The sequence below is a fragment of the Arthrobacter sp. Hb9-2 genome (assembly GCF_059091165.1).
Genome location: NZ_JBNHGJ010000027.1, coordinates 1 through 22,626 on the forward strand (window position 1 = coordinate 1; position 22,626 = coordinate 22,626).

Annotated in this window: 16 protein-coding genes and 1 tRNA gene; 15 read left to right on the plus strand and 2 right to left on the minus strand. The window is 63.7% G+C overall.

Features of this window, described 5'->3' with window-relative positions; genetic code table 11:
• From AC5RV1_RS14950 to pyk, 9 genes are all read left to right on the plus strand, one after another.
• Positions 1 to 290 (plus strand): Trp biosynthesis-associated membrane protein (locus AC5RV1_RS14950; protein ID WP_493995083.1); only part of this gene is annotated, 290 nt, incomplete at its 5' end.
• A 103-nt stretch (positions 291 to 393) separates the two neighbouring features.
• Positions 394 to 681: an HGxxPAAW family protein gene (locus tag AC5RV1_RS14955; protein ID WP_458778783.1), complete on the plus strand. Its 288-nt coding sequence runs from the start codon at positions 394 to 396 to the stop codon at positions 679 to 681.
• Positions 681 to 1,502, plus strand: coding sequence for an indole-3-glycerol phosphate synthase TrpC (gene trpC / locus AC5RV1_RS14960; RefSeq protein WP_493995084.1), 822 nt, complete (start codon positions 681 to 683; stop codon positions 1,500 to 1,502). The genes AC5RV1_RS14955 and trpC overlap by 1 nt, the downstream gene beginning before the upstream one ends.
• Before the next feature lie 117 nt (positions 1,503 to 1,619).
• Positions 1,620 to 2,948 (plus strand): tryptophan synthase subunit beta, encoded by a 1,329-nt coding sequence (trpB, locus tag AC5RV1_RS14965; RefSeq protein ID WP_493995085.1) that lies wholly within the window; start codon positions 1,620 to 1,622, stop codon positions 2,946 to 2,948.
• Positions 2,945 to 3,772, plus strand: coding sequence for a tryptophan synthase subunit alpha (gene trpA, locus AC5RV1_RS14970; protein ID WP_493995086.1), 828 nt, complete (start codon positions 2,945 to 2,947; stop codon positions 3,770 to 3,772). The genes trpB and trpA overlap by 4 nt, the downstream gene beginning before the upstream one ends.
• Positions 3,773 to 3,775: 3 nt before the next feature.
• Positions 3,776 to 4,942, plus strand: coding sequence for a prolipoprotein diacylglyceryl transferase (gene lgt, locus AC5RV1_RS14975; RefSeq protein WP_493995087.1), 1,167 nt, complete (start codon positions 3,776 to 3,778; stop codon positions 4,940 to 4,942).
• 263 nt (positions 4,943 to 5,205) lie between these two features.
• Positions 5,206 to 9,819, plus strand: a complete 4,614-nt coding sequence (gltB, locus tag AC5RV1_RS14980; protein ID WP_493948689.1) for a glutamate synthase large subunit — start codon at positions 5,206 to 5,208, stop codon at positions 9,817 to 9,819.
• Entirely contained in the window at positions 9,812 to 11,269 is a 1,458-nt protein-coding gene (locus AC5RV1_RS14985) for a glutamate synthase subunit beta (protein ID WP_493995088.1), read from the plus strand. Before gltB ends, AC5RV1_RS14985 begins: the two co-directional genes overlap by 8 nt.
• A 64-nt stretch (positions 11,270 to 11,333) precedes the next feature.
• Complete coding sequence (gene pyk / locus AC5RV1_RS14990) at positions 11,334 to 12,824, plus strand: pyruvate kinase (RefSeq protein ID WP_493948687.1); 1,491 nt, start codon at positions 11,334 to 11,336, stop codon at positions 12,822 to 12,824.
• A 67-nt stretch (positions 12,825 to 12,891) separates the two neighbouring features.
• On the opposite strand, the gene AC5RV1_RS14995 is transcribed toward pyk, so the two are convergent.
• Entirely contained in the window at positions 12,892 to 13,497 is a 606-nt protein-coding gene (locus AC5RV1_RS14995) for an ANTAR domain-containing response regulator (protein WP_163163231.1), read from the minus strand.
• A 203-nt stretch (positions 13,498 to 13,700) separates the two neighbouring features.
• On the opposite strand from AC5RV1_RS14995, the gene AC5RV1_RS15000 reads away from it, so the two are divergent.
• Positions 13,701 to 13,782 (plus strand) — tRNA-Leu (locus AC5RV1_RS15000).
• A gap of 1,053 nt (positions 13,783 to 14,835) precedes the next feature.
• Here the strand turns inward: AC5RV1_RS15000 and AC5RV1_RS15005 are convergent.
• Positions 14,836 to 15,492 (minus strand): VOC family protein, encoded by a 657-nt coding sequence (locus AC5RV1_RS15005; RefSeq protein WP_493995089.1) that lies wholly within the window; start codon positions 15,490 to 15,492, stop codon positions 14,836 to 14,838.
• Positions 15,493 to 15,776: 284 nt separating this feature from the next.
• On the opposite strand from AC5RV1_RS15005, the gene AC5RV1_RS15010 reads away from it, so the two are divergent.
• The 5 genes from AC5RV1_RS15010 (at position 15,777) to AC5RV1_RS15030 (ending at position 22,616) form a co-directional block, all read left to right on the plus strand.
• The gene (locus AC5RV1_RS15010; protein ID WP_493995090.1) at positions 15,777 to 16,040 is read left to right on the plus strand and encodes a putative quinol monooxygenase; all 264 of its coding nucleotides are present in this window, start codon (positions 15,777 to 15,779) and stop codon (positions 16,038 to 16,040) included.
• A 664-nt stretch (positions 16,041 to 16,704) separates the two neighbouring features.
• Positions 16,705 to 16,950 (plus strand): hypothetical protein, encoded by a 246-nt coding sequence (locus AC5RV1_RS15015; RefSeq protein ID WP_493948167.1) that lies wholly within the window; start codon positions 16,705 to 16,707, stop codon positions 16,948 to 16,950.
• A gap of 2,141 nt (positions 16,951 to 19,091) precedes the next feature.
• Positions 19,092 to 19,472, plus strand: a complete 381-nt coding sequence (locus AC5RV1_RS15020; RefSeq protein ID WP_493995091.1) for a hypothetical protein — start codon at positions 19,092 to 19,094, stop codon at positions 19,470 to 19,472.
• A gap of 2 nt (positions 19,473 to 19,474) precedes the next feature.
• On the plus strand, positions 19,475 to 20,812 hold the full coding sequence (locus tag AC5RV1_RS15025; RefSeq protein ID WP_493995092.1) for a glycosyltransferase family 2 protein: 1,338 nt from the start codon (positions 19,475 to 19,477) through the stop codon (positions 20,810 to 20,812).
• Positions 20,805 to 22,616: a polysaccharide deacetylase family protein gene (locus tag AC5RV1_RS15030; RefSeq protein ID WP_493948170.1), complete on the plus strand. Its 1,812-nt coding sequence runs from the start codon at positions 20,805 to 20,807 to the stop codon at positions 22,614 to 22,616. Before AC5RV1_RS15025 ends, AC5RV1_RS15030 begins: the two co-directional genes overlap by 8 nt.
• The last annotated feature ends 10 nt before the right edge of the window (positions 22,617 to 22,626 follow it).

Sequence of the window (22,626 nt, forward strand, 5' to 3'; positions counted from 1 at the left end):
CGGCCACGGTCCTGGCCAATCCGCTGGCCGCATCGCAGGGGGCCATCGCAGCCGCAACCGGGATCACCGGCAGCCAGGCGCACGTGGCCGTGACGGCTTTTCCGGTGCTCGCCGTCGTCGCCGGTTGTTTGCTGGCCCTGGCAGCCCTGCTCATCATCCCTGCCGGGCGGTACTGGAAGACCCGGACAAAATATGACGCGCCCGCGGCCGGCAGTGCGGCCCCGCCGGCAGGTCCGGTGGACGAGATCGACAGCTGGGACCGGCTCTCCCGCGGCGACGACCCCACCTGAGGCGTCCCGGCCCTGGGCCGGCGCCGCAGGCACGCCGCCGATACGCGGCCACCGGCCAATAAATGGCAGAATGTAAGCAGTATCCACCCTGAGGAGATTTTCCATGAGCAAAGCACCTGCGTCCGTTTCCAAGTCAGGCACCCGCACGGTAGCCCCCGGCGCCATTGACCACAGCCAGGAACTCGGCCACGGCAACAGCCCCGCGGCCTGGACCTGCGTCATCGTGATGCTGGTGGGCGCCCTCATCATGTCCATCGCTTTCGTCATCGCCAACACCCCCATCTTCATCGCCGGCGGCGGCGTGATGGTGCTTGGGCTGATCCTCGGCTTCATCATGCGCAAGGCAGGCTACGGCGTCGAAGGCAGCAAGCTGAAGAACTCCGGCCACTGATGGCAACTGTTCTCGATGACATCAACGCCGGTGTCAGGGAGGATATGGACGCGCGGAAACGCCTCGTTTCCCTCGCTGAACTCAAGGACCGGGCCCAGGCCGCAGCGCCTGCCCGCGACGCCTGGGCCGCCCTCGGCGGTACCTCTCCGTCCCGGGAACAGCTGAAAGTCATCGCTGAGATCAAACGCCGCAGCCCCTCCAAGGGCGACCTCGCCGCGATCGGCGATCCCGCCTCCCTCGCACGGCAGTACGCCGACGGCGGCGCCTCCGTCATCAGCGTCCTCACCGAACAGCGTCGCTTCAGCGGGTCACTTGCGGACCTCGATGCCGTGCGCGCCGCGGTTGACGTTCCGCTGCTCCGCAAGGACTTCACCCTCGACGAGTACCAGATCTGGGAAGCCCGCGCCCACGGCGCGGACCTGGTCCTGCTGATCGTGGCGGCCCTCTCCGACGCGCAGCTCACCGAGTATTCGGCGATCAGCTCCGAACTCGGCATGAACGTGCTGGTGGAAACGCACACCGAAGAGGAAATTGAACGGGCCGTCGCCGCCCAGGCGCGAATCATCGGCGTCAACGTGCGGAACCTGAAGACGCTCGACGTCGACCGTTCCATCTTCGCCTCCTTGGCGGGGCTGATTCCGGCCGAGGCCCTCGTGGTCGCGGAGTCCGGCGTCCGCGACGTGGACGACGTCACGCACTACGCCGCCAGCGGCGCCAACGCAGTCCTGGTGGGTGAGGCCCTGGTGAGCCACTCCACGCCGCGTGAGCGGATTGCCGAATTTACGGCGGCCGGCGCCGCCGCCATCGCCGCCCGCGGCTGACCGAAACGCCCCTGCACACCACTGTGGACAGGGGCTGTTTGCCGCCCGCGGATCTGTCCCGGCCCCCAGCCGGGATACCACACTTACTGAACGACCTACTGGAACAGGACGGGACTGATGGCTGACGCACCCTCAGCGAACGCTGACAACAACGCCGCGGAAGCATTCCTGCAGGGCGGCTCCCTCAAGCACGCCCCGGGACCCTACTTCGGCAGCTACGGGGGACGCTGGATGCCGGAGTCCCTCATCGCCGCGTTGGACGAACTCGAGGAGACCTTCGACAAGGCCAAGGAGGATCCCGAGTTCCGGGCCCAGATCGCGGACCTGAACAAGAACTACTCCGGCCGTCCCTCCCTCCTGACGGAAGCAAAGCGCTTCTCCCAGCATGCCGGGGGAGTCCGGATCTTCCTCAAACGCGAGGACCTGAACCACACCGGTTCACACAAGATCAACAACGTCCTTGGCCAGGCCCTGCTCGCCAAGCGCATGGGCAAGACCCGCGTCATCGCCGAAACGGGCGCAGGACAGCACGGCGTGGCCAGCGCCACCGCCGCCGCCCTCATGGGCCTGGAATGCGTGGTCTACATGGGCGCGGAGGACTGCCGGCGCCAGGCGCTGAACGTTGCGCGCATGGAGCTCCTTGGCGCCACCGTTATCCCCGTCACCAGCGGCTCGCAGACCCTCAAGGACGCCATTAACGACGCCCTGCGGGACTGGGTGGCAAACGTGGACAACACCCACTATCTCCTCGGCACCGCAGCCGGCGCGCACCCGTTCCCGGCCATGGTCCGGTACTTCCACGAAGTAATCGGCGAGGAAGCCCGCGCCCAGATCCTGGAGCAGGAAGGCAGGCTCCCTGACGCCGTCTGCGCCTGCATCGGCGGCGGTTCCAACGCCATCGGCATCTTCCACGGCTTCCTTGACGATCCGTCGGTCAGGATCTACGGCTTCGAGGCAGGCGGCGACGGCGTGGAGACCGGCCGCCACGCGGCCACCATCACGCTGGGCAAGCCCGGCGTTCTGCACGGCGCCCGCTCCTACCTCATGCAGGACGACGACGGCCAGACCATCGAGTCCCACTCGATCTCCGCCGGCCTCGACTACCCGGGCGTCGGCCCGGAGCACTCCTACCTCGCCGACATTGGGCGCGTCAGCTACGAGCCGATCACGGACAGCGAGGCCATGGAAGCGTTCCGGCTGCTGTGCCGCACTGAAGGCATCATCCCCGCCATCGAGTCCGCGCACGCCCTGGCCGGCGCCATCAAGGTGGGGCAGCGGCTTGCAGACGAAGCCGCCGCCGGCGGCGGGACGGCGCAGGACAAGATCGTGATCGTGAACCTTTCCGGCCGCGGCGACAAGGACGTGGCCACCGCAGCCGAATGGTTTGACCTGTTGGACAAGGATTCCGCCGAGTCGGAAATCGGCAAAGAGGGGGAGCAGCTGTGACCACTGCACAGACCATCAGCAAGTCAGCGGCGGCAATCGACAAGGCCCGCGCCGAGGGCCGCGCCGCCCTCATCGGCTACCTGCCCGCCGGCTACCCGAGCGTGGAACAGACAATCGCCGCCGGTATCGCGCTGGCGGAAAACGGCGCCGACCTCATCGAGATCGGCATCCCCTACTCCGACCCGGTTATGGACGGCCAGGTCATCCAGGCCGCCACCACGGAGGCGCTGGCGAACGGCTTCGCGGTGCGCCAGGTCTTTGACGTCGTGGCAGGCATCACCAGCAAGACCGACGCCGCCGTCCTGGTCATGACCTATTGGAACCCGGTGGTCAGGATGGGTGTGGACGAGTTCTCGCGGCGCCTGGCGGAGGCTGGGGGAGCCGGGCTCATCACCCCGGACCTCATCCCCGACGAGGCCGCCGAGTGGATGGAAGCGTCGGACAAATACGGCCTGGACCGGGTGTTCCTTGTGGCACCGTCCTCCACCACCGAGCGCATGCAGCGGACCGTGGACGCCAGCCGCGGCTTCGTCTACGCGGTGTCCATCATGGGCGTCACCGGCGCCCGGACCTCGGTCAGCACGGCGGCCAAGGACGTGGTGGCTGCGGCCCACGCGGCCGGCGCCGAGCGCGTCTGCGTGGGACTCGGCGTCTCCAACGCCGGCCAGGTCCGCGAGATCGCCGCGTACGCCGAAGGCGTCATCGTGGGCACGGCGTTGGTAGCCGCAATCCGCGACGGGGGAGTGGACGCCGTCGCTGCGCTCACTAAGGACCTCAGCACCGGACTGAGCCGTGACACCGGACTGACAGAGGAAGAAGCCTAATCCATGCAGACCTTCCTTCAGGCAGCCGCCATGGTGCCGGCCAGCATCCCCAGCCCGGACTGGTCCGGCTTCGACATTCCCCTGCCATGGGGGACGCTGCGCATCCACGCCTACGCCCTGTGCATCCTGGCAGGCATCGTGGTGGGCCTGTGGCTTACCTCGGCCCGCTGGGCAAAGCGCGGAGCACCTGAAGGCAGCGTCTGGGACATCGTCGTCTGGGCAATCCCGTTCGGCATCATCGGCGGCCGGCTTTATCACGTCGTTTCGTCCCCGGACGCCTACTTCGGTCCCGGCTTCGACGGCACCGGGGACCTCTCCCTGATCCCGCAGATCCAGCGGGGCGGCCTGGGCATCTGGGGCGCCGTGGTCCTAGGCGTGGTGGGGGCATGGATCGGCTGTCGGCGCAGCGGGGTCAAGCTGAGTGCTTTCCTTGACGCCGCCGCACCCGGGCTGCTGCTGGCCCAGGCCGTGGGGCGCTGGGGCAACTGGTTCAACCAGGAACTGTTCGGCGGGCCCACCACCCTGCCGTGGGGGCTGGAGATCGACGCCGACAACGCCAATTTCCCCGCCGGTGTCGCTGCCGACACCCTGTTCCACCCCACGTTCCTCTACGAATCGCTGTGGAACCTGGCCGGCGTCGTCATCCTGCTCGCCCTGGACCGGAAGTTCAACTTTCGCCGCAGCAGGCTGTTCTGGCTCTACGCGATGTACTACACACTGGGACGGGTCTGGATCGAAGCCATGCGCATCGACGACGCTGAGCAGATCTCGCTGTTCGGCATCACCACCCGCCTCAATGTATGGACCAGCATCTTCGTTTTCCTGGCAGCCCTTGTGGCGTTCATCCTGCTGGGAAGGAAGAAGCGCACGGAGCCGGACAGTGTATACCTGGAGGGCCGGGAACCGGCGGAAAACCATGAGGCGGAGCCGGATAAAAACGCTGTTTCAGCGTCCGGCGATCGGGTCCGTGATACGGACACCGTTGTCTCAGATAGTGGTTCGCGTGATAATCTCCCTGATAACCAAAGCGGTTCCCGGCGTGCTTCCGTCCCCACGGAAGAAGCCAAGGCTGCGCCGGCAGGCCCCAAGCCAGGACCGGATGCAAACGCTGCCGGAAGTTCCGGCAGCACGGCCACAGGAACCGCGCCGGAAGCCGGCGCTACCAAGTAGCGCGCAGGCCAGGCAGGGCAGCAGAGCCACCGCTCGAAGCGCCCAATCACCACAGTGTCGTGGCATCGGGGCCGCCCTGGACAGCATAGAGCTGCTGCCCAGTGTTGCCCGGGGCAGGGGCCTGCGTAACTGTTAGTTCAGCAGGCTACGCTGACCTACAATTTCCAGTAATCAACACTTTGTTGTGCCCATAACCGCGGCGCCGACGAGTGGGGCCAACGGTGTCCCTTCCATACGCACGATCAGGAGGAAGGACGTCTCCCATGAGCCAAACTCTTCACACTCCCAGCTGGTCCGAACCGGACCAGCCTGAGGTTGCCATGTCGCCGTTCAAGCGCTTCGCCGCGCTGCCGGAGGCAAGCGGGCTGTACAACCCGGAGCAGGAGAAGGACGCCTGCGGTCTTGCGATCATCGCCACGCTCCGCGGTGAGCCCGGGTACGACATTGTGGACGCCGCCCTCACCGCCCTGCGCAACCTGGAGCACCGCGGTGCCGTGGGCGCTGACGAAGGCACCGGTGACGGCGCAGGCCTCCTGATGCAGATCCCGGATGAGTTCTTCCGCGCGGTCACGGAGTTCGAACTTCCCGCCCCGGGCCAGTACGTTGCCGGCACCGCCTTCCTCCCCGCCGAACAGCGCGAGGCCGACGCCGCCAAGGCAGGCATCGAGGGCCTCGCGGCTGACGAGGGCCTCAAGGTCCTCGGCTGGCGTGAGGTGCCCATCGTCGCCGACCTCGTTGGTGCCATGGCTCGCGCCTGCATGCCCTACTTTTCCCAGCCCTTCCTGGCGTCCGCCACGGGCGAGGAGCTGGACCGCAACGAGTTGGACTCCCGCGCCTGGCGGATCCGCAAGCGCGCCCAGAACAAGTTCGGCGTCTACTTCCCGTCGCTGTCCTCGCGGACCATCGTCTACAAGGGCATGCTCACCACCGCCCAGCTCGAGCCGTTCTACCCGGACCTCTCGGACAAGCGCTTCAAGACCAAGCTCGCGATCGTCCACTCGCGCTTCTCCACCAACACTTTCCCGTCCTGGCCGCTGGCCCAGCCGTTCCGCACCATCGCGCACAACGGCGAAATCAACACGGTCAAGGGCAACCGCAACTGGATGCGCGCCCGCCAGTCCCAGCTCGCCAACCCGCTGCTGGGCGACTCGCCGGAAGAGCTGTACCCCATCTGCACCCCCGGCGCCTCGGACTCCGCGTCCTTCGACGAGGTAGCCGAGCTGCTGTGGCTCTCCGGCCGCCCCATCACGCACTCGATCATGATGATGATCCCGGAGGCGTGGGAAAACCACGCCACCATGGACCCGGCCCGCCGTGCTTTCTACGAGTACCACTCCCTGCTCATGGAGCCGTGGGACGGACCGGCAGCTGTTTCCTTCACCGACGGCAACCTGGTGGGCGCGACCCTGGACCGCAACGGCCTGCGTCCGGGCCGCTTCTGGATCACCGAGGACGGCCTGATCGTCTTCGCCTCCGAGGTGGGCGTCATCGACGTCGAACCCTCCAAGGTGGTCAAAAAGGGCCGCGTGTCCCCGGGCAAGATGTTCCTGGTGGACACCGACGCCGGGCGCATCATCGACGACGAAGAGGTCAAGGCGGAAGTCGCTGCCGCCAACCCGTGGGCGGAATGGGTCAAGGACAACCTGATCGACCTGAACGACCTGCCCGAGCGCGAGCACGTGGTCCATACCGCCGCGTCGGTGAACATCCGCCAGCGCACCTTCGGCTACACCACCGAGGAACTGAAGATCCTGCTGGGCCCGATGGCCCGTACCGGTGCAGAGCCGTTGGGCGCCATGGGTTCGGATACCCCGGTGGCCGTGCTGTCCAAGCGTCCCCGGCTGCTCTTCGACTACTTCGTGCAGTCCTTCGCGCAGGTGACCAACCCGCCGTTGGACGCCATCCGCGAAGAGCTGGTCACGTCGCTCACCTGTGCCATCGGCCCCAACGGCAACCTCCTGGACACCAAGCAGGTCCGCCAGCCCCAGGTCCAGCTGCCGTTCCCGGTCATCAACAACGACCAGCTCGCCAAGATCGCCAACATTGAAGATGCCGACGGCAACCGCGTCGCGATGAAGGTCCGCGGGCTCTACCGCCCCGAAGGCGGCGAGAACGCGCTCCGTGCCCGGCTGACGGAAATCTGCGAGCAGGTATCCGGCGCCATCAACCGCGGCGTGCAGTACATCGTGCTGTCCGACCGTGATTCGAACGCGCAGTGGGCGCCCATCCCGTCCCTGCTCCTGGTCAGCGCAGTGCACCACCACCTGCTCCGCAGCGCCAACCGGACCAAGACTGCTCTGGTGGTCGAAGCCGGCGACGTCCGCGAGACGCACCACGTCGCAGTCCTGATCGGGTACGGCGCGTCCGCCGTCAACCCCTACCTGGCCATGGAATCGGTGGAGCAGCTCATTGCCGCCGGCGACGTTACCGGGGTCACCCCGCAGGACGGCGTCTACAACCTCATCAAGGGCCTGGGCAAGGGCGTCCTGAAGATCATGTCCAAGATGGGCATCTCCACCGTTGCGTCCTACACCGGCGCCCAGACTTTCGAAGCGCTGGGCCTGGGCCAGGAACTGGTGGATGAATTCTTCGCCGGCACCCACTCGCAGCTTGGCGGCGTAGGCCTGGACGTCATTGCGGCCGAGGTTTCGGCACGGCACCAGATGGCGTACCCCGAGGGCGGCATCGAGCAGCCCCACCGTCCGCTCCTCGGCGGCGGCGAGTACCAGTGGCGCCGCGACGGCGAGCCGCACCTGTTCAACCCGGAGACCGTCTTCCGGCTGCAGCACGCTACCCGTGAGCGCCGCTACGACATCTTCAAGGCGTACACCAGGGGAGTGGACGACCAGTCCCAGAACCTGATGACCCTCCGCGGCCTGCTCAAGTTCAAGAATGAGCGTCCCGCGGTTCCGCTGGAGGAAGTGGAGCCGGTTTCCAGCATCGTCAAGCGTTTCTCCACGGGTGCCATGAGCTACGGCTCCATCTCCCAGGAGGCCCACGAGACGCTGGCCATCGCCATGAACCAGCTGGGCGGCAAGTCCAACACCGGTGAAGGCGGCGAGGACGTGGAGCGCTTGCTCGACCCGAAGCGCCGTTCCGCGGTCAAGCAGATTGCCTCCGGCCGTTTCGGTGTCACCAGCCTTTACCTGACCAACGCCGACGACATCCAGATCAAGATGGCGCAGGGTGCGAAGCCCGGCGAGGGCGGCCAGCTGATGGCTCAGAAGGTCTACCCGTGGGTGGCCCGGACCCGGCACTCGACGCCCGGCGTCGGACTGATCTCCCCGCCCCCGCACCACGACATCTACTCGATCGAGGACCTCGCGCAGCTCATCTACGATGCGAAGCGCGCCAACCCCTCGGCCCGTGTGCACGTGAAGCTGGTGTCGGAAGTCGGGATCGGCACGGTGGCATCCGGCGTGACCAAGGCGAAGGCCGACGTCGTGCTCGTTTCCGGCCACGACGGCGGAACCGGCGCCTCGCCGCTGAACTCGCTGAAGCACGCCGGTGTCCCGTGGGAGCTGGGCCTCGCCGAGACCCAGCAGACGCTGATGCTCAACGGTCTGCGCGACCGCGTTGTGGTGCAGGTGGACGGACAGCTCAAGACCGGCCGTGACGTTGTGATCGCTGCGCTGCTGGGCGGCGAGGAGTTCGGCTTCGCCACCGCCCCGCTGGTGGTGGAAGGGTGCATCATGATGCGCGTCTGCCACCTGGACACCTGCCCGGTGGGTGTGGCCACGCAGAACCCGGAGCTACGGGCACGCTTCAGCGGCAAGCCCGAGTTCGTGGTCAACTTCTTCGAGTTCCTGGCAGAGGAAGTCCGCGAAATCCTGGCAGAGCTGGGCTTCCGGAGCCTGGAAGAGGCCATCGGCCACGCCGAGGTCCTCGACGCCCGGGATGCCGTCAACCACTGGAAGGCCGACGGCCTGGACCTGGATCCGATCCTGCACGGGCTGGAGTTCGACGACGACGCCCCGCTGCGGAACATGACCGGCCAGAACCACGAGCTGGACAAGCACTTCGACCAGCGGCTGATCACCATGGCAACTGAGGCCCTCACGGACCGCAGCCCGGTGAAGATCTCGGTGGACGTGATCAACACGGACCGTTCAGTGGGCACCATGCTGGGCCATGTGGTCACCAAGACGTTCAGCACGGACGTCCTGGCCACGGACACCATCGACGTCACCCTCAGCGGCACTGCCGGCCAGTCCCTGGGCGCCTTCCTGCCCGCAGGCATCACCCTGCGGCTGTTCGGCGACTCCAACGACTACGTGGGCAAGGGCCTTTCCGGCGGGCGCATCATCGTCCGCCCGGACCGCACCAACGTCTTCAAGGCCGAGACCAATGTCATCGCCGGCAACGTGATCGGCTACGGCGCCACGAGCGGCGAGATGTTCCTCCGCGGCCAAGTGGGCGAACGCTTCCTGGTCCGCAACTCGGGTGCCACGGCCGTCGTCGAAGGCATTGGCGACCACGGCTGCGAGTACATGACCGGCGGCCAGACCCTTATCATCGGGCGCACCGGTCGCAACTTCGGTGCCGGCATGTCCGGCGGCACCGCCTACGTCCTTGACCTGGACGCTGCCAAGGTCAACAAGGACGCCCTGCAGTCCGGTGAACTCCAGCTCCGCGAGCTGGACGCCGAGGACCGCGACATCGTGCACGGCCTCCTGGTCAAGCACGTTGAAGAAACTGATTCCCAGCTGGCCGCGCGCCTCCTCGAGAACTTCGATGACACCGCTGCCCGCATTACCAAGGTGCTGCCGCGCGACTACGCGGCTGTGCTGCAAACCCGTCTCGACGCCATCGAAGAGGGCCTGGACCCCGACGGCGAAGAAGTGTGGTCTCGAATCCTGGAGGTAACCGGTGGCTGATCCACGCGGATTTTTGAAAGTACGTCAGCGTGAGACCCAGCCGCGCCGTCCCGTTCCCGTCCGCATCATGGACTGGAAGGAAGTGTACGAGGCGCAGGAGAAGGGCACCCTGAAGGCCCAGGCCGGCCGCTGCATGGACTGCGGCGTGCCGTTCTGCCACCAGGGCTGCCCGCTGGGCAACCTCATTCCTGAGTGGAACGACCTCATGTGGCGGGACAAGGGCGAGGAAGCCATCGAGCGCCTCCACGCCACCAATAACTTCCCTGAGTTCACCGGCCGGTTGTGCCCCGCCCCGTGCGAGGCGTCCTGCGTGCTGGGAATCAACCAGCCTGCCGTGACCATCAAGCAGGTGGAAGTATCCATCATCGACGAAGCCTGGGACAACGGCTGGGTCAGCCCGCTGCCTCCCGCACGCCTGACCGGAAAGACCGTTGCCGTCGTCGGCTCCGGGCCTGCCGGGCTGGCCGTCGCGCAGCAGCTGACCCGTGTGGGCCACACCGTGGCCGTGTACGAGCGCGACGACAAGATCGGCGGCCTGCTGCGCTACGGCATCCCCGACTTCAAGATGGAAAAAGAGCAGGTCGACCGCCGCATCGAGCAGATGAAGGCGGAGGGAACCCGCTTCCGCACCGGTGTAGCCGTGGGCACGGACGTGACCTGGGAGCAGCTGCGCAGGCGCTATGACGCCGTCGTGGTCTGCACCGGCGCCACCGTTCCGCGGGACCTGCCCATTCCGGGCCGCGACCTCGAAGGCGTGCACTTCGCCATGGATTACCTGGTTCCCGCGAACCGCGTGGTTGCGGGGGAGACGGTGGAGAACCAGATCCATGCCCAGGGCAAGCACGTTGTCATTCTTGGCGGCGGCGATACCGGGGCGGACTGCCTGGGCACGGCGCACCGCCACGGTGCTGCGTCCGTCACCACGCTTGCCATCGGCAAGCAGCCGCCTTCAGAGCGGGCGGGCCACCAGCCGTGGCCCACGTTCCCCACGCTCTTCGAAATGGCCAGCGCGCATGAGGAAGGCGGCGAACGCACCTACCTTGCCTCCACCGTGGAGTTTGTCGGTGAAAACGGCAAGCTGACCGGCGTCAAGGTGGCCGAAACGGAATTCGTGGACGGTAAGCGGCTGCCCAAGGCCGGTACGGAGCGGATCATCCCCGCGGATCTGGTGTTCCTGTCGCTGGGATTCACCGGGGCCGAGCCCGCAGGCATCACCGAACAGGTCAACGCAGAGTTCGACGGCCGCGGCAATGTGTCCCGCGACGGTTACTACATGACCAACACCGAGGGTGTCTTTGTTGCCGGCGATGCCGGGCGTGGCCAGTCCCTGATCGTCTGGGCCATCGCCGAGGGACGCGCCGCCGCAGCAGCAGTGGACAAGTACTTGATGGGCAGCACCATCCTGCCCGCACCCGTGGCGCCCACCGACCGGGCCATCGCCGTCCTCTAGTGCAGCATCGAGGGTTCACCTCCACGACAACTTAACCAATGCAAGAGACCAATAGGGTAGGTATATGAGACGCGCAAAAATTGTGGCTACGTTCGGCCCGGCAATTGCCAGCTACGAAAACACCCTCGCGGTGCTGGAGGCCGGCGTTGACGTCGCCCGTATGAACATGAGTCACGGCGACTACTCCGTGCATGACAACACCTACGAGAACGTGCGGAAGGCTGCAGCCGATCTTGGCAAGGCTGTGGCCATCATGGCCGACCTGCAGGGACCCAAGATCCGCCTGGGCCGGTTCGTTGACGGTCCGCACGCCCTTGCCGTGGGTGACACCTTCACCATCACCACCGAGGACGTCCCTGGCACCAAGGACATCTGCTCCACCACGCTGAAGAGCCTGACCGAGGACGTCAACGTGGGCGACGCCCTGCTGATCGACGACGGCAAAGTGGCCCTGCGTGCCACGGCTGTGGACGACGTCAAGGTTGTAGCAGAGGTTACTGTCGGCGGCATGGTGTCCAACAACAAGGGCATCAACCTTCCCGGTGTTGCCGTCAACGTCCCCGCATTGAGCGAAAAGGACGAGGACGACCTCCGCTGGGCCATGCGCCGCGGTGTTGACCTGGTGGCCCTGTCCTTCGTGCGTGACGCCTCGGACATCGCCCGCGTGCACGAGATCATGGACGAGGAAGGCCGCCGCGTGCCGGTCATCGCCAAGATCGAAAAGCCGCAGGCTGTTGAGCAGCTCCCCGAGATTATCGACGCGTTCGATGCCATTATGGTGGCCCGTGGCGACCTTGGCGTAGAGCTTCCGCTGGAGGAAGTGCCGATCGTCCAGAAGCGTGCCATCGAACTGGCCCGCCGCTGGGCCAAGCCGGTCATCGTGGCAACCCAGGTCCTGGAATCCATGATCGACAACCCCCGCCCCACCCGCGCCGAGGCCTCAGACTGCGCCAACGCAGTGCTGGACGGTGCGGACGCTGTTATGCTCTCCGGCGAGACCAGCGTGGGCAAGTACCCGATCGAGACGGTCAAGGTGATGGCCCGGATCATCGAGTCCACCGAGGTCCACGGCCTTGAGCGCGTTCCTCCGCTGGGCACCAAGCCCAAGACCCGCGGCGGCGCCATCACCCGTGCCGCCGTCGAAATCGCCGACCAGCTGGACGCCAAGTACATCTGTGCTTTCACCCAGTCCGGCGACTCCGCGCGCCGTCTTTCGCGCCTGCGCCCCATCAAGCCGGTCTTCGCGTTCACTCCGGTGGAGCAGGTCTGGAACCAGCTGGCGCTGACATGGGGCATCCAGCCGGTGCTGGTCCAGATGGTGGATCACACCGACGAAATGACCGCACAGGTTGACCGCAGTCTCCTGGAGATGGGCCTCGTTGACGATGGCGACCTGGTGGTTATTGCCGCCGGTTCGCCTCCCGGAAAGGCCGGCTCCACCAACTCCCTCAAGGTGCACAAGGTGGGCGACCTCGCCGACTCCACACGGGTTGGCGAAGCCGCCAGCAACAAGGAAAAGCTCGGTCCCTGGCCGGAAAAGAAGAAGAAGGCCTAGGCTTTCGGATAAGAAAAGGACCCCTGCCGGTTGGCAGGGGTCCTTTCTTCTGTCTATGACAGTGCAGTTAGTTGACCTGGTTGATGATGGTCTCTGCCACTTCGCGCATACTGAGGCGGCGGTCCATGGAGGTCTTCTGGATCCAGCGGAAGGCTTCCGGCTCTGTAAGGCCCATCTTGGTGGTGAGGAGGCTCTTTGCGCGTTCCACGAGCTTGCGGGTGGCGAACTGCTCCTGGAGGTCGGAGACCTCGCTTTCGAGGGCCTTGATCTCCTCGTGGCGGGAGAGGGCGATCTCCAGGGCCGGGATGAGGTCGGCCGGGGTGAAGGGCTTGACCACGTAGGCCATGGCGCCGGCATCGCGGGCGCGCTCGACGAGTTCCTTCTGGCTGAAGGCGGTCAGCAGCACCACGGGGGCGATGCGGGCCTTGACGATCTTCTCTGCTGCGGAAATGCCATCCATCACGGGCATCTTGACGTCCATCAGGACCAGGTCCGGCTTCAGCTCTTCAGCCAGCTGGACGGCCTTCTCGCCGTTGTCTGCTTCGCCGATGACGTCATAGCCTTCGCCGCGCAGGATTTCGATGATGTCGAGGCGGATGAGGGTTTCATCCTCGGCCACAACGACGCGGCGCGCCGGCTGGGACGTGGGTTTTGACTCCGTCTGTTCAGTCACGGGATCTCCTTGGAAAGGTACGGCGGGGACATCACTATCTTAGGTGTGCCCGGTCCTGTACTTGATCTGCATGGTCAGGTGCGGCGTCGGCGGCGCGATTCTGGAATTCAGCCTATCTGCATGTAGAGTAATTCCGCGTACGTGAAGCGATCGCGTTGCTCACAATCAGCTGTGGGCGTAGCCTTTTGCTTCATGTAATCCGCGCCCGAGTGGCGGAATTGGCAGACGCGCCGCACTCAAAATGCGGTATCGAAAGGTGTGTGGGTTCGAGTCCCACCTCGGGCACAGCAGATCCCCTCGTCAGAGGGGTTTTTGCTTTGACGTGTGACATGGCTTGTGGTGGCGTCCATCTGACGCTTGGATGGCGGGTTGTGGCCTGGCTGCTGCTGGAGCCTATTCAGGTGTGTGGGGTGGCGGGTCCAAGTCCCTGGCTAGGTGGCCTTCCGCCTGCTGAAGTGGGCTATGAGGTTCCTCGTTCCGGTTCTTCGGTTGGCCGGGGGTGGCCTCCACCTATTCATGTGTCGGGAAAGCGGGGACGACATGACTTCGGTGATCTCGCTAAAGGGTGCCCTGGGAGGCGGTCTTAGGCGTGCCCGCGAGAGTCGCGCCCCGAGCTTTGTCCTGCCAAAGAGGGTGTGGACAGTGTCCACACTTTACGTCTGCTTTGTTTGATCGCCGGGCGGAAGACTGACGGGGCGAATTTAGGGGTTGCTGGCGGTGCCTGGCGTCCTGACCGCGCAGGAAAGCCGCCTAGCAGCCGTCAGAAGGACAACAGCGAAGCCGGCTCCTTGGGGTTCAAGAGCGTGGGGGAGGAGCGCTCCTTGGACGGCCGACAGGAGTGGACCGATCACTGGCACCTTGAGTGTTTGGACGGAGGGCAGTTACTCACGGTGCTGCCGCCCGCTAACGTGGCACCTCGCCGTGCTGTTCCGCCGATTGGTCCGCGATACTCGACGACCGGATAAATGAAGAACGGGCTAACCGGATTTGTTCCAGTTCTAAGTGTCTGGAACGTCCCATAGATGCGTCAACGGGTTACTCTGCGGCTTCGAGTGGGCCGGCCGTGTAGTTGTTCCTAACCGAGTCGTGCAGGGCGATGTATCAGGGTGCGACGGAGCATCAAACGTCACTTCCCCTTCAATTGAGATAGTCCCAAGTGAGACCCGTTGTCGAGACGGCCATTGTACTTTGGATCCGCTGCGAAGCAAGGGGCTTCCAAACGGCTGACAGGTTGGTTCTCCTGTCACAACAAAGGATCCTTTGCTGATACGGCCTGACGCCTCGGGTAGTAGATCTGTCAGCGTCATCAATCGTGGCCCGGTCGAGATGCACCGGTGGTCATTGAGTCTCGAGGATGACCTCGCCCAGCGGCGTGGACAATACGGCACGCAGCGCAGGTTTCGGTGCATGTGCCACGCCCTGCAGCGCCAGAAGCTGGCGCACCGTTGGGGGCAGCCCGCCCAATTGCAGCTCCCGCAGCGCGACGGTGCTGGTAGCCATGTGTTCTGTGGGATGCGTGCCGTCCCACTGGATCAGAGTTGGCAGCGCGCCGCCTAGCTGCAGTTTGCCGTCGTCGCGCACCAAGACCTTCCACGCTAGCCGCCCCTGCAGCGTGTCGCGAGACATGGCCACCGGAAGGCCCGGGTCGATTCCGGCGTCGAGAATGCCCGCTCGGTGTTTGTCCAGAGCGCCGCTGCGCGCCACCACGTGCACCAGGCCTGGCGAATGGGCGATACGTTGCTGCAGTTCCGGGTCGTCGAGGCCGAACCAGCGCCGGCGCAGTGGCGGCGGAGCATCCGGATCGATGGCGATGATCTCGAAGTATGCGCCCGGGAACGGGGCCGACGCGATGCTGAACACCCGGTTATGCGTGCCCATCTGCGGGTGCTTGCCGCCCGGCCCTGGCGTGGTGCCGAGCGTGCCCTCGCACCAAGCCACGCCTTGTTCCAGGCTGGCCGCGGCGACGACGAGGTGATCGACTTCGGTGGTGCTCACAGGCCCACCTTACCGCTGACGCAGGTCACGCTCCGGGGCGTCAGAGCCGGACGAAGTCATGGCTGCCGCTACTGATGACCCGTTTTTCCCCGTCAGTACGCCGTGCAGAACCATGGCCAGTCATTTGGTCGTTTCCGGCAGGGCGGCGCTTGGTGTCCGCCTAGCAGATGACCACCGAGGTTGCGGGAGCGTGAATGCCGGAGTGCCTTGACCAGTCTTTTGTCCCGGGTCTAGTTTGACGTTACTGACCACCCGTATCTCGGGACGAGTTGAAGGAGTTTTCCATGGCACTCGTTACTCTCCTCCATCGCTTTGCCGACTACGACACCTTCCGGAGTGTCTACGATTCGGCGGATGGGCTGCGGCAGGCCGGCGGTGTAATCGATCATTCAGTGCATCGCATGGCCGATGACCCTAACAACATTCTGGTGCTCCACTACTTCGATTCGCTTGAAACGGCCCACGCCTATTTGAGCAATCCCGGTCTGAAAGACGCCATGCAGCAAGCCGGCATGCAGGGCGAGCCGCGGATCGAGTTCTACGAATAAGGAACGGCCCTAATTTTCTGGCTTCACCTGGACTGTAAACCGCAGCGGTAATTGACGTCGTTTTCGCAGCGCTAACTGGCGCGCAGGACCCGGACTTGACCGACTAGGACGGCATCCAGCACTTGCTGGATTCTTTGCCAGAACCGACCCTGACACCTCGGATTGGCAGCCCTCGGCTTTGGAATTAGTGACCCCTACACGAGGTCGCCCGGCAAGTCCTCCACTGAATTGGAAGCCGTTGAGGTAGCTCCTTAGAAGCAGTAGAGGTGGATAGCCTCTGAGAATTGTCCCGGTCGTGGGCCCGACAGCCTGCCTCTCCACACTGGACTAAGTGCGCGTTCCACAGTTCTGCCGCGCGGCTAATGAGCCTATTACAGCTGCGTGAGCAGTTCCTGCTGTCAGTTTTAGGTGTACTGCAAATGGGCGTCTTCCCAAGAGCGAGCTATGAATTCCTGCTTATTGACAGGCGTTGGTAAGGAAACCGGCTCGAGCTGGTCCAAATATGGAAATAGGCCGTCGGCATGGCAGGCCTCCGTCAAACCCCGGAGCCGTCCCGAATGAGACAGAAAGGGTCAGCTGATGATCACCCGAAAGACATCTCAGCGCAACCTTCGGACGGCAGACTGTGACTAGGGGGAGCCCTCCGAAATGGAAAGGACCTGGAATGGTCAGCAATCGCGACATCATTGGCTCCTACGACCAACTTAAGCCGGGGGACGCCATCGAAGCGTTTCATAGAAGCGTTCTGGTCCATCGAGGACCGATCACCGACATCGCCCCGGGCCAGGATTTATTATGGATCCTGGACACCTTGACAGGAAGCCGCCGCCTTCTCGACACCTCCGAACTCGAGATTGTGCGCTTGCCCACGCACTATCGAGAAGTCCTTGTCGGGCTGCCAAGTCATTAGCGCCCGTTCTCCCCAAACCGACGTGAAGGCCCCAATTGCGGACGCACTCCAAGCACCCGCACCCATTGAAACGAGCTTCTCGTGGCAGTTGACCTGTTTGATGTGTTCCTCCGGGACGCAACCGCTTTTGACCCGTCGTCAGGCACCACTATTGAACCGGACCCCCTTTTCGGCCTCTACACCAGTTGGTGCAGCATCACCTGCCAACAGCCCTGCACGGAAGCGTCATTCTGGGAGGCGATGCGTCAACGGCTCAGGCCGGGCCCTAACGGGCTGCGAATGAAGGGACCAGCCGCGGCGGACTACTTCCTAAATAGCTACCCGGCACTGGTCTAAGCGCCCGCGTGCCGCCTTCAACTTATCCTCCTCGGATCGTTGATCATGGACCGAACCGCCCCAGTTGGGCCGTCCACAAAAAGCCCGGCAGGACAGCGATCTTCCCGTCATGGTCGCCGCAAGGAAAAGGTCGCACAAGCGGAGATAGATAGGCCTGGCACACTAATTGCCGGCGTCAGAATGAGATTTAAGTTCCCATTGCCACCGATGCGACAATGGCGAAAGTCGAAGCCGGCAACCCACGATACAGCAGGTCAAAAGGACCGGTAGGGGATTCACCTGCCTACGGAACTACGAAAAGCATGTCCTTGGTGCGCAATGCCGTCAGCAGCAGAACATCCCTAACGGCAGAGGGTAAACACGAATTCTGAAGGGGGGCTAATCGTTGACTTGGTGGTCGAGTCGCGCACAATGCAGATTTTCGGCAGTGTGATGCAGTGTGATTCGATCACCAGATCGACCGAAGAAATGTGACGTCATATAGATGGCGCTTGATGTTGCAGTGCCAATAATGCGATGATCCCTTGGGATTCTCTTTTCCATTTGCAGGCATCTTGGAGTTAAAAGCGCAGATGATGAACACATAAAGCGACCAGATCATTTCTGGTACGCATCCTCCTTATTTCCGCTTCACCGTGGTGATGGAGTAGGGACACTCTCGCAGAAACTGAGCTTGATCCAGCACTTATAGGTGCGCCTTCCCGTGACCACTTCACGGCACCGCCGTAGGTATGGGGCGATCGTGAGTGTGAAAATATCGAGAAGCTGCCGCGCTCCTGTGACTATGTCAAGGATCCAGAACAGCCCAGGGTCGGGCGCAGTGTCCGTCACGGGTCCCCTGGACCTAAGGTGTCATGAAAGACCGCTTCAATTCCGTCTCCCGGGGAGTTCGTGGCAGGAGACGATGATGCCGTCATCGCAGGCCTTATTTTTTCCTCCAAATTTCGACGGATCCCCCTTCCTAAATATTTGGCAGGCCTAGGGTGGCCTCCACGTGTCCTACGGGTGATGTTTGCCTGACATCTTGGGTGTTTCTTTAGTAACTCTGGCCTTTGATCCCGATAACACTGCCACCATGACCTTTTTTGATCGCGGACATATTCGCGCAACGAAGCCATGCCCTCTCGCTTGACGGGCGGGCCGCAGAACCCATTTCCGTGAATACCTCCCTTGCCAGATGCGGCAAACTATTTCTTGGTGAACAATGGGAAAACTTTTGGAAAGGGGACGGTTTCGCGCGGGAATTAAACGCTGATTAGCAGGTAGTCCCTAATTTCTTTTTTGAGTACAAACTACTCATGTTTTTCGTTCCGCCGCCTTTTATGTTTGAAGCGTTGAGTCACTTCTTGTGGCCTGACTCGCGTGACCCTATTGCTGGTGTTGCATACGAAGTACCAAAGTCAGCGGCCAACCCGCTCGGGCGGTTGTCGCCGGCGCCGGCGTTCACGTTCCTGAACTTCACCATCAAAACTTCACGTCCACCCCATAAGCCGTTTCGCCGTTATTGGCTACGTTCCCTTGAATCGGAAGCTGCTTCCAAAAAAAAGCGCGACAAACAAAAAATTCGTTTTAGGCAGGGAGACTGCGATGATCCAGCTTTTAATGTCCAAACATCACCAAACCGCCCGCCCCCGATCTTCCAGCGCCGTGGCAACCACACCACACCAATCGTGGGACTCCACGTTGCCCGTCGTTGGCACCACGCGTCTAGGTGCCGCATGGTCAATGACAGCAGAACAGAACCTGTCCCGTGCCGTTTGTTCAGCAAAGGGGCCTCTCCGGTGAGGCACCTCGAAAATATCACTGTGTCTGCCCAGGCGACCTTCGGCCGCGACGGGGCGATGTTCGACAGCTTTGTTGGCTTCATCGCTCAGCTCAGCTTGGTGCTTTGGGTTCTGGTGGTCCTCACCATAATCGTCCGCTTCGTGGGTATTCGGATTTATCGGGACACTACGCGCGCAACTCCAGCCAAGATCGCCGCGGTCAGGTCCCTTCAGGTTCAGTCCCCAACAGCAAGGACCGACGCCGGTAGGAACTCCCCTCTCCGTGAGGCCCTGGAGCCCACCAAGCGGCAGACCGAGGTCGCGGGTACCGCAATGTCAGGCTTTGCTATGCACCAGGTGGACCTGGAGAACCGGGCCGCCGGGCAGGTGCGCGGGCTCGCCGGCAACTCGACGGGGGCATAACTATGGACTTCGCCCTCTTGGTCTTTTGGCTCTTCGCGGGCGTCAGCATCCTTTATCTCGTGCACTTTGGCCTCTACCTGGCGGGTGCCAACTTTTACGACGTTTGGCAGCAGCGGCGAAAGGGCATCAAGGGTGTCCGGCTCCCCGCCACGTACCAGCCTGAGTGTGCGGGGACGGCCACCTGGACCCGCAAAGGGTTCCCCGAGGTGCCAGGGCTGGTGACCGTGGTGATCGCGGCTCACAACGAGGAGGCCGTGATCGTGCGGACCCTCGAATCGATCCGGCGGAGTACCTACCGTTCCTTCGAGGTCCTGGTCGCTGACGATGCCTCCGGTGACCTCACTGGGCGGCTGGTCCGTGATTACCAACTGCGTCATCCGGAAATGGACCTGCGCATCGTGAGGATGAAAAAGAATGTTGGCAAAGGTGCGGCGCTCAATGCAGCGCTTCGCCGGCATGCACGCGGACAGTTCGTCATGACGCTCGACGCGGATTCCATCATCAGGCGGGACGCCATCAAGAATGCGCTCAGCTACTTCGAGGACCCGTACGTCGCGGGTGTCGCAGCCAACGTGCAGATCATGGAGGAGACTACGGCCCTGGGCATCCTGCAGCGCTTTGAACACATGATCGGCTACCGGTCCAAAAAGCTGTACTCGCTGCTGAATTGTGAGTTTGTAGTGGGCGGTGTGGCGTCCACGTACCGGATGCGCGTTCTGCGCAAGGTCGACTTTTACGACACGGACACGCTGACGGAGGACATCGGCCTCAGCGCGAAGATCACGAACCTGGGTAACCGCCGCTTCCGCCTGGTCTACGGCGCCGACGTCGTGGCCAAGACAGAGGGCGTGCTTACGTTTCGCGCGCTGGCCAAGCAGCGCTACAGGTGGAAGTACGGAAGCATCCAGAACCTCATTAAGTACCGCGCCCTGACCTTGAACTCCAGCCGACGCTACAGCCGCACCTTGACCTATTACCGGATGCCCATGGCCCTGCTGAGCGAGTTCACCCTGCTCATCTCGCCCCTGGCCTGGACGTACGCCATCTACTGGTCGCTGGCCACCTACACCCCTGCCCTGATCATCGGCGCCTATGCGACCATCACTGCCTACACGCTGCTGACGATCCTGATGGATGAAAACCTTTCACCGCGGGAACAAACGAGGCTGTGCATGTACGCGCCGACAGCCTACTTTTTGTTCTACATCATGGACTTGGTGCAGCTGGTGGCTGCGGTCCGCTGCATCATGCGGGCGCGAGGCCTGGTCCGGCGACCCGAGATCAACACCTGGAAGTCTCCGCAGCGGGCAGGCAGCGTGGCGGTGATAAGCCATGGCTAAGCTCCGGGGAGTCCGCCGAGTTCTGCTGAATCCACTCGTCATCATCACCGTCCTGGTCCTCCTGATGAGCGCCGGATGGATGGCGTATACCGGAAGAATGGGCAGCTTCGCCCAAGCGAGGCCCGGAGCCAACCTGCTGCCCGCGCTCTTTCCCGCCATAGTGGGACCTCCGGCGACACCCGGCCCGTCGCCGTCGGCCGGATCGTCGCTGGCTTCTTCCGGCGGCTGGACTGCCGCGCACAGCGGGGATGCGGAGACTTCCTTAGGGCTGGTGGCTGGGCAAATGGGCGGACAGGCTCTGAAACTTGATATCACCCAGTACGCCACGGGCGATGTCACGCTCACCAGCCCGCGGGTGGATGTCGCTACCGGCAAGAGCTATTTCTTCAAGGCGTTCGCCACCACGAATGCGAATTTCAGGCTACTCGTAAGGAAGCACCTTAAGGACGGCAGCTCCAGGCTGGAGCAGCTGCGGAACCCACTGGAACGGCCAGGCACGTCGGCCTTCACGGTGAGCGACGCGTTCAACAGCGGCGAAAGTGTCACCGCGGTGGAGTACGTCTTCCGCCTCTATTCCGCGGGCACCATCAGTGTAGAGGGCACATACCTGGAGCCAGCGGACGATGTCCTCGTGCCGCCAGCCGCAACCGCGGGACCCAACCTGATCCCAAATCCCGGCTTCGCCGGTATCCAGCCCGGCCAGCCGGCATTCTGGTCGCCGTACTCTTCGGGGACGGCAACGGTTGAGTCCGGGCGCGGTGAGGACAGCCGCGGCAGCTTCCTCTGGACCCGCATCGGGAACTACCAGAACGGCGAAGCGAAGTGGCAGTACCAGCCCGTTCCGGCGGCTCCGGACCGCTACTTCAGGTTCGGCGCGGCCTACAAGTCGGACCGCGAGGTTGATGTCGTGGCCGAATTTGAGCTCGCGGGCGGCGGGCGCGAGTTCCGGAACCTTGAGACCGTGCCGCCGGCGGGGGAATGGACCACCATCACCGAAGCGTTCCAGGTTCCGGACGGGGCGACCACCGCAATGGTCACCCTGATTTCACACGGAAACGGCACCACAGGCGTCCGTGACTATTCGCTCACCGACATCACCAAACCGGGTCCGCTGCGCTGGAGCCAGCCCATAGTCTCGCTCACATTCGACGACGGCTGGCAGTCCGTGTACGACCGCGCCCTGCCCTTGCTGGACAAACATGGCTTCCGGTCCACCCAGTACGTCAACCCCAGCTCGATCGAAACGCCCAACTTCATCACCGCGGCAAAGGTCCAGCAGATGCACCAGGCCGGACACGAAATCGCCGCCCACAGCTACCAGCACGTCGACCTCACCTCTGTCGGCAGGGACCGGCTGGACGACGAGTTGCGCAGGAGCGAGGAGTCCCTGGCGGCCGCCGGCCTTCCTACCGATGACTTGGCACCCCCATATGGGCGCTCCGACGCCCAAGTGGACTGGTACGCGAACAAGTATTTCCGGCTTGTGCGCGGAACGGACGATGGCATCAATACCAGGCAAAACCTTGACCTGCGCGACCTGAAGGTCCTCTACATCACTGACCAGACGACGCCGGACACGTTGAAGGAGGCACTCGCCGAGACCTCCAGATCCAACGGCTGGCTCATCCTCGTTTACCACCAAGTCGCTGCCCCGGACTCGTCGGGCACAGTGAAAAACACCATTGCGGTGGACAGGAGCACCATTACCAGCGACGTCCTCGCCACCCAGCTGCAGCTCATCGACGACAGCGGCATCCAAGTCCAACCGGTCGCCCAGGCAGTCGAGCAGCTGCAGGGCCCCTGACCACCATGCG

Excerpts from the sequence above, each read along its gene's own strand:
- AC5RV1_RS14955 (WP_458778783.1), top strand. The coding sequence starts at position 394 with ATGAGCAAAGCACCTGCGTCCGTTTCCAAGTCAGGCACCCGCACGGTA.
- trpC (WP_493995084.1), top strand. The coding sequence starts at position 681 with ATGGCAACTGTTCTCGATGACATCAACGCCGGTGTCAGGGAGGATATG.
- trpB (WP_493995085.1), top strand. The coding sequence starts at position 1,620 with ATGGCTGACGCACCCTCAGCGAACGCTGACAACAACGCCGCGGAAGCA.
- lgt (WP_493995087.1), top strand. The coding sequence starts at position 3,776 with ATGCAGACCTTCCTTCAGGCAGCCGCCATGGTGCCGGCCAGCATCCCC.
- gltB (WP_493948689.1), top strand. The coding sequence starts at position 5,206 with ATGAGCCAAACTCTTCACACTCCCAGCTGGTCCGAACCGGACCAGCCT.
- pyk (WP_493948687.1), top strand. The coding sequence starts at position 11,334 with ATGAGACGCGCAAAAATTGTGGCTACGTTCGGCCCGGCAATTGCCAGC.
- AC5RV1_RS15010 (WP_493995090.1), top strand. The coding sequence starts at position 15,777 with ATGGCACTCGTTACTCTCCTCCATCGCTTTGCCGACTACGACACCTTC.
- AC5RV1_RS15015 (WP_493948167.1), top strand. The coding sequence starts at position 16,705 with ATGGTCAGCAATCGCGACATCATTGGCTCCTACGACCAACTTAAGCCG.
- AC5RV1_RS15025 (WP_493995092.1), top strand. The coding sequence starts at position 19,475 with ATGGACTTCGCCCTCTTGGTCTTTTGGCTCTTCGCGGGCGTCAGCATC.
- AC5RV1_RS15030 (WP_493948170.1), top strand. The coding sequence starts at position 20,805 with ATGGCTAAGCTCCGGGGAGTCCGCCGAGTTCTGCTGAATCCACTCGTC.